The organism is Neptunicella sp. (genome assembly GCF_048268085.1).
In the GTDB taxonomy this organism is placed as follows: domain Bacteria; phylum Pseudomonadota; class Gammaproteobacteria; order Enterobacterales; family Alteromonadaceae; genus Neptunicella.
The window spans coordinates 1-15203 of sequence record NZ_JBLWWF010000007.1; the positions used below are offsets into that span (position 1 = coordinate 1).

A 15203-nucleotide genomic window follows, 5' to 3' on the forward strand; every position below is an offset into this window, starting at 1 on the left:
CATAATCGCACCCGCAAATAACTATTTTTAGTATCCGTCCAGAAAGGTACAAATAATATTTCCACCCCTTTCTCGGCCAAAATCCGTGACAGTTCAGGAAACTCCACATCATAACAGATTAAAATACCGACCTTACCAGCATCCGTTTCGAATACAGATAGCTTGTCTCCCCCCTGAATGACCCAGTCATTCTGTTCGTGTGGAGTAATATGGATTTTACGCTGTTCATCGATTTTACCACTGCGATGACATAAATAGGACACGTTATAGACTTTGTCACCTTCACTCAATGGCATCGAGCCGGTAATAATATTGGCATTATATTCAATCGCCATTTGCGACATTTTTTCGCGAAATAAATCGGTATATTCGGCAAGGTAACGGATGGCCTCTGTTTGTGAGGCTTGATTGGTCAAGCCCATCAATGGCGCGTTAAAAAATTCGGGAAAAACAATAAAGTCACTTTGATAGTCAGACACCGTATCAACAAAAAACTCGATTTGATCAAGCAATTCTTCGACGGACTCCACTTCACGCATTAGCCATTGCACAGCCCCTACCCTGACCACACTTTTCGGTGAGGTAAGCACTTTACCGGTAGGCTCATATAAAATGTTATTCCATTCCAGCAAAGTGGCATAACCAACGGATTCCTGATCTTCCGGTAAGTATTTTTTCAGTAATCGTTTCACCTGAAAATCGTTGGCTAACTGAAAGCTCAAAATAGGATCGTAAATAGCTTTTTGATCCACCTGAGCAATATATTCCATGGGTGTCATTTCAGACTTGTAATTATGATATTTTGGAATCCGCCCGCCGGCCAGAATAGCGCGTAAATTATACTGGCGGCAGAGTTCTTTGCGGGCATCATACAAACGTCTGCCCAAACGTAATCCACGGTGGCTGCTTTTTATTACCACATCCAGACCATATAAGGCATCGCCATCTGCATCGCTATTAACATTATTATTGCTATCAACAATATCGTCATAGGTATGAGGGTTAGAGAATCGTGCATAATCCACTTGAACACTCAGTGCAATGCCCACCAGCTCCCCACCATCCAGAATACCTATCTGGCCTTCAGGAAATTCGTCAATCAAGTGAGAAATAGTATGTACAGGCCAAGCTCCGCCTAATTCGGTGTAGGTATCATCCATCAATGATTTAATTTGTGGATATTGAACTTTAGATAAATTACAAATTTCGATACGAGCTTTTTCAACTGACATAAAAAATCGTTATCCTGTTATAAGTTAAGGTGCACTATATCAACACCGCAATTTTATTGGTCAATTAACCAACCTTTAGCCACTGCCATATCAACCTGTTCTAGCACATAATTCCATAGCTTCGGGGCTAACTGTTGCAGGTAATCATTACGCTGTAATACTTGTGACTTGAGCACGGTGTGTTGGGCCCAACTACCACCTTGATTAACCACGTTTTGCAACAGCGGTAGCACGCGATCCATGGCTTTGGCAAAGCGGGCATCCGCGCTGGTTGCTTGTTCAAATTCCAGCCATAACTGTAACATTTGTTGGTATTGTTCTTCTGGCAATAAGCCAAATATTCTTTCGGCCGCTTGACGTTCTATGGCTTGCTGAGCATCCAGCTCCTGTTGCGAGGCAAATGCGAAGGTATCCCCCGCATCGATTTCAACAATATCATGGATCAGCAACATGCTAACCACTCGGTTTATATCTACCGGTTGCTCAGCGTAATCCTTAAGTACTTGAGCCATCAACGCAATATGCCAGCTATGTTCAGCACTATTTTCAAACCGATTATTGTCGCATTGAACTAACGCTTTACGACGGATAGCCTTAAGTTTGTCTAACTCGCGAATAAACGACAATTGTTGGGTGAGTGATTGCATGACGATTTCATTACTCCATCGTTTCTACTAGGGATTTGATCTTCGAGGCTTTTTCAAAATGATCCAGTTGATGAGTTTTTATCCACCATGTTGCAACTTGCATAAGAGTGTCAGGATCATCATTTTTGTTGGCGAAAAAAGCATAAAAAGACAATCCCACATTAGCGCCTTTAGCGGCTATTTTCTGCTCACAGATGCGTATAATTTTAGCTCGTAAGTCACGTTCAAAACCGTTCGGTAAAACTACCAAGGGAGGGATTCACCATTAGCATGCTGGAATTGACCGGATGTTTGCAGATTTAATTCATCGATGCGACTAATTAATTGCTGCGCGGCCACTTCAGCGGTGATATCTCCGGCTCCCCCCACCATATCGGTTTGGACAAACCCGGGATGTAAAATGGCCACAGCAATACCCTGTGCTTTTAAATCTTTTGCCAGTGATACGGCGCCCGCATTAAGTGCGGCTTTTGACATACGATAACCATAATAGCCACCGGACGCATTGTCCGTCATTGACCCCATACGACTGGTAATCATGGCAACTTTGGCCTTTTCCGCTAAACAAGGCAGTAACGTCTGGGTAAAGAGAATGGGCGCTAATGAATTAACCTGAAACTGGTACATGATCCGGTTGGCGTCCATATCTGACAAGGTTTCAGTTCCCAACACACCCGCATTATTGATAAGTAAATCAATTTTTTGTTTGGATAAGGCTGAACTGATTTTGTCGTAGGTCAAAGGCTCGGCCATATTAACCCCGTCAATTATCGTCGCTGCGGATTTATCCAACTCACCGGATGAATGCCGACATACAGCCCACACTTTATCTCCTCGCTGACTCAATTGTTTGGTTAAGGCCAAACCTATTCCACGGTTTGCGCCAGTAATTAATACATTGGCCATTATTGATTCCTTATCAATCGTTGTAAATCAGCGGGGGTATCCACTCCCGTTGGCGGTACCTGCCTAGCAATATCCACATGAATTTTTTCGCCGTGCCATAACACCCGTAATTGTTCCAATGACTCAATTTGCTCAAGTCCCGATGGCTGCATATTGACGTACTGCTTAATAAACTCGGCTTTATATGCGTAAATACCAATGTGACGCAGATAATAATCACCAATTTCATCAATCACGTCTTCATCCATAAAGCGGCTGCGATCATAAGGGATGGTAGAGCGACTGAAATACAAGGCATATCCTTGTTTATCGGTGACCACTTTAACCACATTAGGATTAAAGGCTTCTTCCACATCGGTAATCTTCACAGCCAATGTAGCCATTTCAGCTTGAGTAAAGTGATGTAAATTTTCAGCGACCTGTTGAATATTCACTGCCGGTATAAAGGGTTCATCCCCCTGAACATTAACCACCACGTGATCACTTTGCAGATTAAGTTTACTCACTACTTCGGCTAAACGTTCCGTTCCCGACTCATGTTGATTACTGGTCATGCACACTTGGCCACCAAACTGTTCTACCACATCGGCAATACGCTGATCATCAGTAGCAACGATGACCTGACTTGCTCCGGCTTCCAATGCTCGTTGGTAAACGTGCTGGATCATCGGCATTCCATTGATATCGGCCAACGGCTTGCCCGGAAATCGGCTGGAAGCGTAACGGGCAGGAATAATGACGGTAAATTTCATCTTCAACCTTTAATTTCTTCAAGCTCATCACTGGTTAATTCACGACTTTCATTTTCCAATAAAATCGGAATATTTTCCCTGACTGGATAAGCTAACTTGTCAAAACGGCAAACCAGTTCTTGATTATCTTTGTTTAAAATCAACTTACCTTTGCATAAAGGACAAGCCAAAATTGTTAATAAGGCTTTATCGAACGCCATTTTTTACCGCCTTCACTTTTTTAAGAAATAGTTGTCGAAATTCTTCGGTTAATTTAGCACTGACCGGCAGATACCACCAATTTTGCTGGGCAAACTCACGGCACTTTACTGCATCTTTTTCAGTCATTAAAACCGTCCCTGCCGGAATGTCTTTAGGTTTAAAACGATGGTGATCGGCAAAGACTAAACATTGGGCTAAATTAACCTGTTTAGACTTAAGCAAATCAAAAAAACGTTGGGGGTTACCAATTGCCGCTATCGCTGTCACAGGCTGTTGTTGTAACTCACTGATCGGCAAGCTTTTATTCGCCTGTTGAAGATTAACCAACCGCCCGGATTCAAGAGACATTAAAAAATCGCCTTTTCGGACCATTCCACCGTTCACCACCACAAAATCCACGCTATTCATTCGTTCTGCACCTTCACGCAAGGGGCCCATCGGCAACAAATAACGATTCCCCAAGCGTCGCTGGCCATCCATTACCACCAATTCGATATCACGATCAAGCGCATAATGTTGTAAGCCATCATCACAAATAATCACATCGCAACGGTGCTGCTCCAGCAAATATTGCCCCCCTCGTACCCGATTTGGATCAACAACCAAAGGACAACGAATGTGTTGACGCATTAATACTGGTTCATCGCCAACTTCCGCGGCAGAACTCTCTGTTTGCACCAATTGCGGATAATCAATACCTTTGCCGCCATAGCCTCGACTTAGCACTCCCGGGTGATAACCTTCCTGACGAAGAATTTCCACTAACCGTATAACCAATGGCGTTTTTCCGGTGCCTCCAACACTTATATTGCCCACCACAATAACCGGTACCGGAAGCTTGACAGATTTGAATATACCGCGCTGATAGGCTTTTTTACGCAACGTCGATATTGCCCAAAATAATGCCGTTAATGGCCACAACAACCACACTATTGGATTTTTACTATACCAGGCGCGTTCCAACCAACTCATTAATGATGACCTTCAACAAACTGCATCTTGTGTAATGATGCATAAGGGCCATCATTATCAATTAATTGGTGATGATTACCTTGCTCGATAATTTGACCTTGTTCGATCACTAAGATTTGGTCAGCCTTTTCAATCGTAGAAAGGCGATGAGCAATCACAATACTGGTTCTGTCCTGCTGCAGCTTTTCTAAGGCATCCTGAATTAAACGCTCTGACTCGGTATCCAGCGCGGACGTCGCCTCATCCAAAATCAATATTGGTGCATCGGTTAAAATGGCTCGTGCAATCGCAATACGTTGCCGCTGTCCACCGGATAACATTAAGCCGTTCTCGCCTATCTGGGTGTCCAACCCTTGCGGCATATCATCAACAAACTCCATGACATGAGCGGTTTTAGCAGCGGCCAAAATTTGTTCAGTGGAGACATTCTCGGCACCATAGGCAATATTATTGGCAATACTGTCACTGAATAAGGTTACCTGCTGCGAAACCAAAGCAAATTGTTTACGTAAATCTTTCAGTTTTAATGCCTCGATATTGATACCATCGAGTAAAACCTCACCTTGCTGTGCTTGGTAAAAACGCGTCAATAAACTGGATATGGTGGACTTGCCACTGCCCGAACGGCCCACTAACGCTAAGGATTCTCCCTGTTTTACACTAAAGGAAATATCCTTCAGGGCATCTTGCTCCTTACCCGGATAGCAAAATGTGACATGATTAAACTCAATATTTCCTTGCGAACGCACCAGCCGTTGTTGTCCGGTGTCCTGTTCCACTTTCTGATCAATTACTTCAAATACGCTGCTACAAGCCGCCATACCGCGCTGGAAATCGCTATTAATGGTCGTTAACTGTTTAAGCGGCTTAAGTAACATGATCATATTTACTACCACTTGAGTAAATATACCGGGAGTTAGATGTTCCACCATCTGCGGCACACTGGCGATGTATAACACCGCAGCCAAAGCTATGGAGGCAATAATTTGAATAGAGCTCACGCTTAAAATTTGTGCCACCAACAATTTCATAATTTGTTGACGGTTATAGTTATTACGCCGAGTAAACTTCTCTACTTCTTTATCTTGACCACCAAACATCAAAACGACTTTATGGCCTTTAATAACCTGCTCAACATTGGTCGTTAAACTTCCCATCGCTTGCTGGATGCTGCGACTGACTTCACGAAAACGTTTACTTACCACCGAGACAATAACGGCTACGACCGGCCCGATTAGCAAAAAGATCAACGACAATTGCCATGAGTAATAAAACATAGCAATAAGTAAACCCACCACAAACGCACCTTCACGTACCATGGTTGCCATGGCCTTGCCCGCCGCATTGGCTACTTGTTCGGTGTCGTAAATTACTTTGGAAATAAGATTGCCCGGTGCATTTTTATCGTGGAAAGAAACCGGCAAATAAAGGTAATGCTGGAAAAGTTGCTGACGAAGATTCATCACCACTTTGTTACCAATCCAACCTAGGGTGTACGTTCCCATAAAATTGAACAGGCCACGCAAAATGAAGATCGGCACTACAAACCAGGCTGCCATGCGTAAAAAATCGTAATCTCCGCCCCCCAAACTATCATCAATTAAGGGTTTAAGTTGGGCAATAACAAGGGCATCCAGTAAGGCATAACCTATCATGCCAATGGCAGAAACCAGAAACGCCAGTTTAAAATCGCTTAAATATCGGCGAAAACGACGAAAGGTTTGAGTGCGGTTGAGAGTTTCAGTCATAGTTATACTATTTGAGTTCGATTCGCCTATTGTAACGTTGCCAGCAAAATTACCCAACTATCAATAAGATATTTTAATTTTTATCTACCAGACAAAATGCCCCGCTGTTTCAGACAGCAAAAAATTGAATCACCATCCGACCTTTTGACTAACCCAGCTATATCCTAATTATTCGCATACCAATATGGGTATACGTCCTGTCGGTAGGTCAAGGTGGCTATGTTTTCTGGTGAAAAGATAAAGCTGGTTTGTCCGTTTTCTGACGTTGAATAAATTGTGGCTGCACTTTGCTGGTAACGAGCAACCACCTGTTTGTCCGGAAAGTGCCAACGATTCAAATAACCTTGACTGAATACCACTAATTGAGGATTAACAGCGTCAATAAATGCCGGTGACGATGACGTTTTGCTCCCATGATGGGGAACAATTAAAATATCAGCCTGTAATGAATCATTGGATGATTTTGTGACTAAATGCTGTTCGGCCAGTTGTTCTATATCGCCTGCCAACAACACCTTATGCAGCCCGTCACTGATCATCAACACACAGGAACGGTTATTTTCATTGCCGCTAAAATCAGCGGGTGGCCAGAGTACTTTTAATCTTAATCCATGCCATTGTTGCTGCCAGCCTTGCTGACATTGGTCGTGATTGGAAAGCTTTTGACGAATAGGTATCTGTGCAGATAGCGACGCAAGACTGCCTATATGATCCATATCATGATGAGAAATAAACACCCAATCCAAGCTCTGAATCCCGCGTTTTTGCAATACCGGTAGTAACACAGCATCTGCCATGTTGAATCCACTTGGATAGGCCGGCCCAACGTCATACACGAATGCATTCTGTTGAGCCTGTACAATCACAGATAATCCCTGCCCTACATCCAAGACATCCACTCGCCAGTCGGGTTTATTAGTATCGATAAAATGTGACAGTAGAGGTAATAACAACAAGCTACTTAAGACTTTTTTCATGGGAAGTGGTGGCAAGCAAATTTGTACAATAAACACACTTAAACACAGCCATGCCATCACACCAATATCCATCAAACTTATTGCCACACCATGGAGCTGACTCACCCACTCCAACGCTGTTATACAATAAGATGCTAACCAATCGGCAATGGAAAAAATCCACATCGCCACATTGCTGCTAACACTAAACGCTAGCAGTCCAACTAAACATAAGGGCACCAATAATAATGTCACCACCGGTACGGCCAGCAGATTAACAAAGGGGGCAACAAAGGACATCAGCCCAAATTGCCAAGCAACCATGGGTAACATCATCAAACATAACACCATTTGTACCCGCACCATTACTGTTAAGGACTGTTTGAATGTAATTGCCCTTTGAGCGGTTTTAGACTGTTTAACCACTGGCCAGCGCCAAAAAAGCAGACCGATAATCATCACGGCCATAAAACTCAACCAAAAGCTGACTGACAACATACTCAGCGGCATAAGCAGCATGAAGATCAATAGGCAACTTAACCAAATACGGCTGGGACGCCAGTATTGGTAGCGCACTACTAAGATTGACACCATTAACAGCATCAACCACGCACGTAGGGTAGGTAAGCTAAATCCGGCCAGAAATGAATAACCAAAAGCGCTGCATAGCGCGATAAGAATACTGGCATGATGCACATTAATTTGTTGTGGACAAAAGCGCCCCAACAGCTGACTAAACAGCCAGTAACTCAATGCGCTAACAATCCCAAGATGTAAACCTGAAATAGCAATTAAATGAGCAATACCGGTGCGTTGTGCCAGTTGCCAGTCATCTGGTTCCAGTAATCCACGGTAGCCCAAGGTTAAGGCGGCCAGCCAACGAGTATTTTGCAGAGGTAATTGGACAAATTCATTCAGTAGTTCCTGTCGCCAACTCACAGATGGCTGCAGAATCTGATTGTCCGCTTTATTAATGACGTAACCGGTGGCCCGAATATGATTAGCCAATAACCATTGTTGATAATTGAAGCGTGCATCATTGGCTAAACCATGGGCGGGTTTTAGCTTTACCCGTAATTTTACTTTTTGCCCTTGTTGTAGCAAAAACGCAGGTTCATTCCAGCTTAATCGCAATGAAGGCGCATTGAAGTCCAGCGGCTGGTGATTGAAACGAGTTACCAGCAGGTTAAAGCGAATCGGATTAGCCGGTAACACCACCGTGGTGATCTGCCCTTCGACCCAGACCGATTGTTTAACCAAGCTGGACGGTAACTGCCAGGATAGTTGCCAATAGCCCACTAAAGCGAGCCAGATGACGCCGGCTAACAAGCCCGATAACGCTAAACGATTATATTTAACACTGATTAAGCACACAAAAGCCGCGATACACAGTACCGCGGCTGAAGGTAATGTTGACCAGCATAATGCACTAAAACAGCCGAGTAGAAAAAATACAATCCATGTATTCACACAGCCTAACCTTAATCGTTAAATGTAGGGTTATGATTCCTCAAAGGTCTTGGATAATGAGGCAAGTTTATCGACTTCTCCACTCAACTCCACTGCAATCACATCGACTTTTTCGGCACTTAAAAAAGTTTGCTCCGACACTTCAGTGATCCGTTCTATATTGCGACCAATTTCATCACAAACATTTTCCTGTTCTTCAGTAGCCGTCGCAATTTGTAACGTATTCTCGGTAACTTCATTCATTAAATTGAGAATATCATTAATGGCGACTGCAGATTCCTCAGCATTGACGACACAACTCTCCGCCTGTCCTTTACTATCCTGCATCACATTGACCCACTCTTGAATGGTCTGATGCATGCCTGCGAGGTTCTTATGTATATTAGTCGTAGATTGCTGGGTACGCGAAGATAACGCTCTTACCTCATCTGCCACCACTGCAAACCCCCGCCCTTGTTCACCAGCACGTGCTGCTTCAATGGCAGCATTTAGCGCGAGCAAATTGGTCTGTTCGGCAATCGCTTCAATTTCACTCATAGTGGCACCGACTTTTTCCGCTTCGCTTACCAGTCTATTGGCCGAATCTGCCGCCTGTTGAACGGTATCAGCTAAGGCCTGAATTTTATTGGTGCTATTGGTAATTAATCCTTTAGTCTCGGCACATTTATCCCGCGTTTGATTAACGGTTTCAGAAGTATTCGCAGTATTTCTAGCAATATCTTGTGAGGTGGTAATCATCTCATTAATTGCCGTCGTAATTTGCTGCACTTCAGAAGTTTGATGTTCGAGATTGAGCTTGGCTGAATTAGAGGACTCGCGCATTTCGGTCGCCAGTTTCTGTAATGTTTGCCCCTGCGAACCGGTCATTCCCAAAATAGTTTTAATCTTGGCTAACGCAATTTTAATCCCAAAATCAAAAATAGACACCGCCCCTTTACCCGAGTAAATATAACGACTGATGCTGTCATATTTGGACTGCAGTTTTTGAGTACTAGACGCCAGACTAAATAATTCAGTACTAAATACTCCAAACACAATTAAGCTAGTTAACAGAATAGGTATCAAGCTTAACCAACCGATCGTTAAGCCAGAAGCAACGGCGACAGTAACAACTAATGCCAGCATAATTAGCCATTTTTGGCTTACCGTCATTTCATTTAACACACCGGTTTTATTGGCTAGTAACGCTTGATAAATTGGGATGGCACGCTGTCTTAACGCGGGGCTTAATTTACCTCTAACTGATTGATAACCAACAATCGACCCATTCCGATAAACAGGTGTAACAAAAGCGTCGACCCAATAATAACGTCCATCTTTACACCGGTTTTTGACGACACCACGCCAAGGTTTTCCCTGTTTGAGGTTCGTCCACAGATCTTTATAGGCCAGTGCTGGCATATCCGGATGACGCACAATGTTATGATTTTTATTAAGTAGTTCGTCCCGTGCAAACCCACTGACTTTAACGAAATTATCATTAACATACTGAATCACACCACGGGTGTCAGTAATGCTTATTAATTCTTCTTTTTCTGCGAACGTTACTTCTTGGTCTATCACCGTTGCATTTTTACGCATTTATTATATTCCTCGTGACCTAGTCCGGTTAAAATCCGATTTTGAGTCGATCTTAACTTATCTCGGCCTAACTTGTTTTAATTAAAATGATCAACTTCAGTACATGAACTACGGGAATTGGCAAGATTGCTTATTGCCAAGCAGAAGGTCAATGACCTAGAATTGCCTTTCTGTTCGAACCTTCAGCAAGGTTTACTTAACCGATATAGCGGCATATCAAACAGTTTGTTTAGTGGCGCAAGTGATCTCAAGGTCATAAATTTGCAAACCCGATGTTTCATGATGGACATATCCATAATAAGACTGACATACCATATTGATGTAGGAATATATGCCTAAAAAACTGATTAAACGTTTTATACCTGACCATCAGACGATAAAACAAAACAAGTTTATCGCGTTATTTGGCACCTTATTGCATGACGCAAATTTATGGCACCTTAATCGACGCTCAGCAGCAGGAGCGTTTGGTATCGGTGTTTTTTTCGCGTTCTGGCCCGTTCCGTTTCAAATGTGGTTATCTGCCGCAGTCGCCATTCCATTGCGAGTGAACCTGCCTTTATCGGTTGCAACAGTCTGGATCACTAACCCATTTACCATGCCGCCGATATTTTACGGCGCGTATTTGGTCGGAGCCTGGATTTTAAATACCCCGGCGAATGAATTTCATTTTCAATTAAGTTGGCAATGGGTTGTGCAAAGCGTAGAAACCATCGGCCCTGCATTTTTGGTTGGTTGTGGTGTCTGTGCGGTATTTTTTGGCTTACTCGCCTATTTCGGCTTGCATTTGGTATGGCGCTGTTCGGTGTCAAGAGCCTGGCAGCAACGTAAATTACAACGCCAACAGCCATCAGCCTAAACTAATGGCCTAATACCTGAGCAGGTTGTATTTTAGCGGCTCTAAGCGCAGGCCATACGGTGGCAACTAAACTTAAGCTCAATGCAATAGCAATTGTGATCCATACATCTTGCCAATGTAATTCCGACGGTAAAAAATCAATAAAATAAATATCACCGGATAAAAAGCGTGTACCGGTTATACGCTCAATAAACAATGCGATGGCGCTCACATTAAGCGCGCAGAGTACGCCAAAAAAAGCTCCTGCCAATGTTCCCACCAAGCCATTCAAGCCGCCCTGCAATACGAAGGTGCGAATAATTAGACTATTCTCCGCTCCCATCGTTTTAAGCATGGCAATTTCCGCCTGCTTTTCTGCCACGGCCATCATTTGGGCTGAAACAATATTAAAACAGGCGACTCCGATCACGAGGGTCAAAACCACATAGACCACCCAGCGTACCAGGATAATATCCTGATAAAGGTGACCTTGGGTGCGGGTCCAATCAGAAATATACACATGCTGCGCAAGGCTATAACCTATGTCGCGTGTTTTTTGCGGTGCCGAGAATGGATCTCGGAAATAAAATTGTAAACCTTGGGCACCAGTCGTCACGTTCACAATTCCTTGTGCATGAGTCAAATGCATTAAGGCAATATGCTTATCCAGTTCACCGCCTATCGAGAGCGCGCCAGCCACCTCAAGCCATTGACTTTTTGGCGCTTTAAGCTGATTTCCCTGACTAAATTGCGGTAATAAAAGTTGCACCTTATCCCCAATGCTCACTCCCAGTTCACGCATAATACCAGCACCTAACATAATGCTATGCGGCTTGCTGGCAAATGCAGGCCAATCTGGCACATCTATCGCTTTAAAAATCGGGCTATCGGCATAGATGCGCGGGTCCACTGCGGTGACTTCTACCGCCTTCATTTTCTTGCCTTGTTGCAACAAGCCGGTAATGTTAATCACCGGTTGTGAGAACACCAACTGGGGATCATGACTGAGTTGCTGTTGAATAGCTTGCCAGTTTTCTAATCCCTGACTGGATGCGGCCGTAATCTCTCCATGGGGGATAACATTTAATAATTCATCTTCCAGTGCACGTTCAAAACCATTCATAACCGATAAGATCAAAATAAGGGTAAAACAGCCCATCGCGATACCTAAGGTGGATGACGCTGAAATAAACGAGATAAAACCATTTTGATGTTTATCGCGGCGGAACCGCCAAGCCAACTGCCAACTAAGGTTAAACATTCGTTACAACTGCCGTCTCAGAGCGCGAACTAACTTGTTGTCGAAGCGTTCCACTGGTCAACTCCCATACAGTATCAAGCTTGGCCGCAAGTTGCCTATCGTGGGTCACCACCACAAAACTGGTATTAAAATCCTGACGTAATTCGCCAATGAGCTGATAAATCGTTTCACCGGTTTTGTCATCCAGATTCCCCGTGGGTTCATCCGCTAATACAATCGCCGGATTGGTCACCAGCGCTCTGGCAAAAGCCACCCGTTGGCGCTCACCGCCAGATAGCTGCGACGGTTTATGGCTGAGTCGATGACTTAATCCGACTCTATCCAATATTTCAGTCGCACGGGTAGTGGCGGATTTTTTATCCAACTTACCAATTAATAAAGGCATCGCCACATTTTCCAGCGCAGAAAATTCAGGCAATAAATGATGTAGTTGATAGACAAAACCCAACTGGCGGTTGCGAAAAGCGGCCTGCTGTTTACGGTTAAACTTAAAAATATCTTCGCCCTTAAACAATACTTGTCCGCTAGTGGGATTATCCAGCGCACCAAGAATATGCAACAAGGTACTTTTGCCCGATCCTGAATTACCTAAAATCGCCACTTGCTGACCGACCTGTAATTCAAAGTTAACCTGTTTGAGTACCTCAATTTGACTTTCGCCTTCTTGGTACTGTTTAGACAAATTAATACATTCTAATAAACTACTCATCATTGCTACTACTCGTATCTTAAGGCAGAGGCTGGCGCGACATTCGCTGCGCGGTAAGCCGGATATAAGGTGGCGACAAAGGTCAGGATCAATGAAAAAATCACAATACCGATGATCTGCTGCGGATCAATAACAACAGGCAAGCCGGTTGCACCAGGAATAGGAACCAGTCCGATTAAACCGGTGATGTTATTTAATTGATTGGCAATGACTAATCCTCCCAGCAAACCTAATAGCGTTCCTTTTAAGCCGTTATACAATCCATTCGTCAAGAATATGCGTAATATATCGCCCGCAGTCATACCTTGAGTGCGCAAAATGGCGATATCACCGCGTTTCTCGGTCACCACCATCACTAGCGCCGACACAATATTAAAAGCCGCCACGGCAATAATTAACAAAAGCATCAACCCCATCATGTTTTTTTCCATTTTAACCGCATCAAATAACGCACCTTCCCTTTCCCGCCAACTGCGCACTGGCACATCAACGAGGTGTTTAATCTGCTCAACCACGCTTAAATAATTAAACGCGTCGTCGAGGAATAAACGGGTCTGGGCAATACTATCGGTATGCTGGCGTAATAACCTCGCGCTATCATCGATATTGAGCAACACCACTTTGTCATCCAGTTCTGAACTTAAGTCAAATAACCCGCTGACCACAAATTTACGTTGACTAGGAATGGGACCGATAGGACTATAAACCGTCGCACCAGCAACAATAATACGCACCTCATCACCGGTCTGTACGCCTAGCTCCCTGGCCAACGATGCGCCCATCACCACCCGATAGGTTTTGTCTTGCAAATCCTTCAAGCTGCCAATCAGCATTTTGCTGGCAATGGCTGAATATTTATCCATTGTGTCTGGCGTGATCCCTTGCAACACAACGCCCTGCAATCCACGTTGACCTTGAATTAACCCTTCGGCTTCAATTTGCAAGCCCGCCCCTTGTACATGGGGGATAGATAACAGCTGTGAGGTAAAATCATTCGGTTGACCGGCACTTTGCACCAGAAGATGGGGCACTATGCCTAAAATCCGTTGTTTGAGTTGACTTTCAAAACCATTCATTACCGATGAAACCACAATTAAAGCCGTCATGCCCAAAGCAATGCCCATCACGGAAAAGAAATTAATAAACGCAATAAAATGCGAAGTTTTACTGGCACGAGCATAGCGCAGGCCGATAAATGCAAAGGTAGGTTGAAACATATCGGGTTATTTGAGGTCAGTTAGGTTCAGGAAAGTCACCAGCTGCTTGCCAGTTAACCGCCCTTATGGTTTCCTTAATGGATCAAGATGATACGTGTAAGCCCACGGTCACACAAGCGGAGTAATAATGGACAATTTAAGTCTGCAACAAAAACAACAACAATTTCATGAGTTTTTCACCATAAAACATGCCATTAAGGTGAATATGCTTCCTTTGCCAGACTCATTTGTATTGCCCAGCCAGGCTGAGTTAAGTGAACATATGCCCTATGAATTTCGCGTCGCCTGTGAAGTGTCCGGCATTGAGGCTAACGCGCTGCGCCCCTTACGTAACTTGGGTGAACAAGCCGTAGAGCTGGTTAATTATTTAAAAATGCAGTCGCGCAAAATTGATCTGATCATGTCAATAGTGCTGCAACATCAGGATGTTGCAGAAAACCGCTATACCAGTCTCGAATTTGGCGGTGGCGGCGTGACTTTAGTTAGTGATACCCCTGTTGACGTGGAATCAAAAGCCGAACTTAAACTATTTTTAACCGAAGAAGCAGCAGCTGTTTTTTGTTATGCCGAAGTTATTGCTTGCCAAGCGGTTGATGAGCAGTACCATATCTCGCTTATTTTTAACCGGATCAGAGAAGAAGATCAGGAGTTGCTGGTTAGAGCCAGCTTGCATTTACAAACACAACAACTTAAAAAGCGTCGAAATACATAAC

The 15203-nt window shown here is 43.8% G+C and carries 15 protein-coding genes; 2 read left to right on the forward strand and 13 right to left on the reverse strand.

The window, feature by feature from the left end; genetic code table 11:
• From ACTD55_RS07235 to ACTD55_RS07280, 10 genes are all read right to left on the reverse strand, one after another.
• Positions 1 to 1232: GNAT family N-acetyltransferase (locus ACTD55_RS07235; protein WP_438863653.1), on the reverse strand; the 1232-nt coding region annotated here is incomplete at its 3' end.
• A 53-nt stretch (positions 1233 to 1285) separates the two neighbouring features.
• Positions 1286 to 1879, reverse strand: coding sequence for an HD domain-containing protein (locus ACTD55_RS07240; protein WP_438863654.1), 594 nt, complete (start codon positions 1877 to 1879; stop codon positions 1286 to 1288).
• A 10-nt stretch (positions 1880 to 1889) separates the two neighbouring features.
• Entirely contained in the window at positions 1890 to 2129 is a 240-nt protein-coding gene (locus ACTD55_RS07245; RefSeq protein ID WP_438863655.1) for a DUF6500 family protein, read from the reverse strand.
• Positions 2123 to 2785: an SDR family oxidoreductase gene (locus ACTD55_RS07250; protein ID WP_438863656.1), complete on the reverse strand. Its 663-nt coding sequence runs from the start codon at positions 2783 to 2785 to the stop codon at positions 2123 to 2125. The genes ACTD55_RS07245 and ACTD55_RS07250 overlap by 7 nt, the downstream gene beginning before the upstream one ends.
• A complete protein-coding gene (gene kdsB / locus ACTD55_RS07255) occupies positions 2785 to 3537 on the reverse strand; it encodes a 3-deoxy-manno-octulosonate cytidylyltransferase (protein ID WP_438863657.1) in 753 nt (250 codons plus the stop codon). The genes ACTD55_RS07250 and kdsB overlap by 1 nt, the downstream gene beginning before the upstream one ends.
• 2 nt (positions 3538 to 3539) lie before the next feature.
• The gene (locus ACTD55_RS07260) at positions 3540 to 3737 is read right to left on the reverse strand and encodes a Trm112 family protein (RefSeq protein ID WP_438863658.1); all 198 of its coding nucleotides are present in this window, start codon (positions 3735 to 3737) and stop codon (positions 3540 to 3542) included.
• Positions 3724 to 4710, reverse strand: coding sequence for a tetraacyldisaccharide 4'-kinase (lpxK, locus tag ACTD55_RS07265; RefSeq protein WP_438863659.1), 987 nt, complete (start codon positions 4708 to 4710; stop codon positions 3724 to 3726). The genes ACTD55_RS07260 and lpxK overlap by 14 nt, the downstream gene beginning before the upstream one ends.
• Complete coding sequence (gene msbA / locus ACTD55_RS07270; protein ID WP_438863660.1) at positions 4710 to 6458, reverse strand: lipid A export permease/ATP-binding protein MsbA; 1749 nt, start codon at positions 6456 to 6458, stop codon at positions 4710 to 4712. The genes lpxK and msbA overlap by 1 nt, the downstream gene beginning before the upstream one ends.
• Positions 6459 to 6622: 164 nt before the next feature.
• On the reverse strand, positions 6623 to 8884 hold the full coding sequence (locus tag ACTD55_RS07275) for a DNA internalization-related competence protein ComEC/Rec2 (RefSeq protein ID WP_438863661.1): 2262 nt from the start codon (positions 8882 to 8884) through the stop codon (positions 6623 to 6625).
• A gap of 30 nt (positions 8885 to 8914) precedes the next feature.
• On the reverse strand, positions 8915 to 10465 hold the full coding sequence (locus ACTD55_RS07280) for a methyl-accepting chemotaxis protein (protein ID WP_438863662.1): 1551 nt from the start codon (positions 10463 to 10465) through the stop codon (positions 8915 to 8917).
• Positions 10466 to 10796: 331 nt separating this feature from the next.
• On the opposite strand from ACTD55_RS07280, the gene ACTD55_RS07285 reads away from it, so the two are divergent.
• Complete coding sequence (locus tag ACTD55_RS07285; protein ID WP_438863663.1) at positions 10797 to 11324, forward strand: DUF2062 domain-containing protein; 528 nt, start codon at positions 10797 to 10799, stop codon at positions 11322 to 11324.
• Position 11325: 1 nt separating this feature from the next.
• On the opposite strand, the gene ACTD55_RS07290 is transcribed toward ACTD55_RS07285, so the two are convergent.
• From ACTD55_RS07290 to ACTD55_RS07300, 3 genes are read right to left on the reverse strand one after another with little or no spacing between them, the layout of a single operon-like run.
• Complete coding sequence (locus ACTD55_RS07290; RefSeq protein ID WP_438863664.1) at positions 11326 to 12564, reverse strand: lipoprotein-releasing ABC transporter permease subunit; 1239 nt, start codon at positions 12562 to 12564, stop codon at positions 11326 to 11328.
• A complete protein-coding gene (gene lolD / locus ACTD55_RS07295) occupies positions 12557 to 13273 on the reverse strand; it encodes a lipoprotein-releasing ABC transporter ATP-binding protein LolD (RefSeq protein ID WP_438863665.1) in 717 nt (238 codons plus the stop codon). The genes ACTD55_RS07290 and lolD overlap by 8 nt, the downstream gene beginning before the upstream one ends.
• Positions 13274 to 13281: 8 nt before the next feature.
• Complete coding sequence (locus tag ACTD55_RS07300) at positions 13282 to 14490, reverse strand: lipoprotein-releasing ABC transporter permease subunit (protein WP_438863666.1); 1209 nt, start codon at positions 14488 to 14490, stop codon at positions 13282 to 13284.
• Positions 14491 to 14617: 127 nt separating this feature from the next.
• Here ACTD55_RS07300 and ACTD55_RS07305 point away from each other — a divergent pair, with 127 nt between their 5' ends.
• Positions 14618 to 15202 (forward strand): PilZ domain-containing protein, encoded by a 585-nt coding sequence (locus ACTD55_RS07305; RefSeq protein WP_438863667.1) that lies wholly within the window; start codon positions 14618 to 14620, stop codon positions 15200 to 15202.
• Position 15203: the final 1 nt, after the last annotated feature.

Bases quoted from the DNA above. Each gene is read 5' to 3' on its own strand.
- ACTD55_RS07305 (WP_438863667.1), top strand. From the start codon at position 14,618: ATGGACAATTTAAGTCTGCAACAAAAACAACAACAATTTCATGAGTTT.
- ACTD55_RS07285 (WP_438863663.1), top strand. From the start codon at position 10,797: ATGCCTAAAAAACTGATTAAACGTTTTATACCTGACCATCAGACGATA.
- lpxK (WP_438863659.1), bottom strand. From the start codon at position 4,710: ATGAGTTGGTTGGAACGCGCCTGGTATAGTAAAAATCCAATAGTGTGG.
- lolD (WP_438863665.1), bottom strand. From the start codon at position 13,273: ATGAGTAGTTTATTAGAATGTATTAATTTGTCTAAACAGTACCAAGAA.
- ACTD55_RS07250 (WP_438863656.1), bottom strand. From the start codon at position 2,785: ATGGCCAATGTATTAATTACTGGCGCAAACCGTGGAATAGGTTTGGCC.
- ACTD55_RS07280 (WP_438863662.1), bottom strand. From the start codon at position 10,465: ATGCGTAAAAATGCAACGGTGATAGACCAAGAAGTAACGTTCGCAGAA.
- msbA (WP_438863660.1), bottom strand. From the start codon at position 6,458: ATGACTGAAACTCTCAACCGCACTCAAACCTTTCGTCGTTTTCGCCGA.
- ACTD55_RS07240 (WP_438863654.1), bottom strand. From the start codon at position 1,879: ATGCAATCACTCACCCAACAATTGTCGTTTATTCGCGAGTTAGACAAA.
- kdsB (WP_438863657.1), bottom strand. From the start codon at position 3,537: ATGAAATTTACCGTCATTATTCCTGCCCGTTACGCTTCCAGCCGATTT.
- ACTD55_RS07260 (WP_438863658.1), bottom strand. From the start codon at position 3,737: ATGGCGTTCGATAAAGCCTTATTAACAATTTTGGCTTGTCCTTTATGC.
- ACTD55_RS07290 (WP_438863664.1), bottom strand. From the start codon at position 12,564: ATGTTTAACCTTAGTTGGCAGTTGGCTTGGCGGTTCCGCCGCGATAAA.
- ACTD55_RS07300 (WP_438863666.1), bottom strand. From the start codon at position 14,490: ATGTTTCAACCTACCTTTGCATTTATCGGCCTGCGCTATGCTCGTGCC.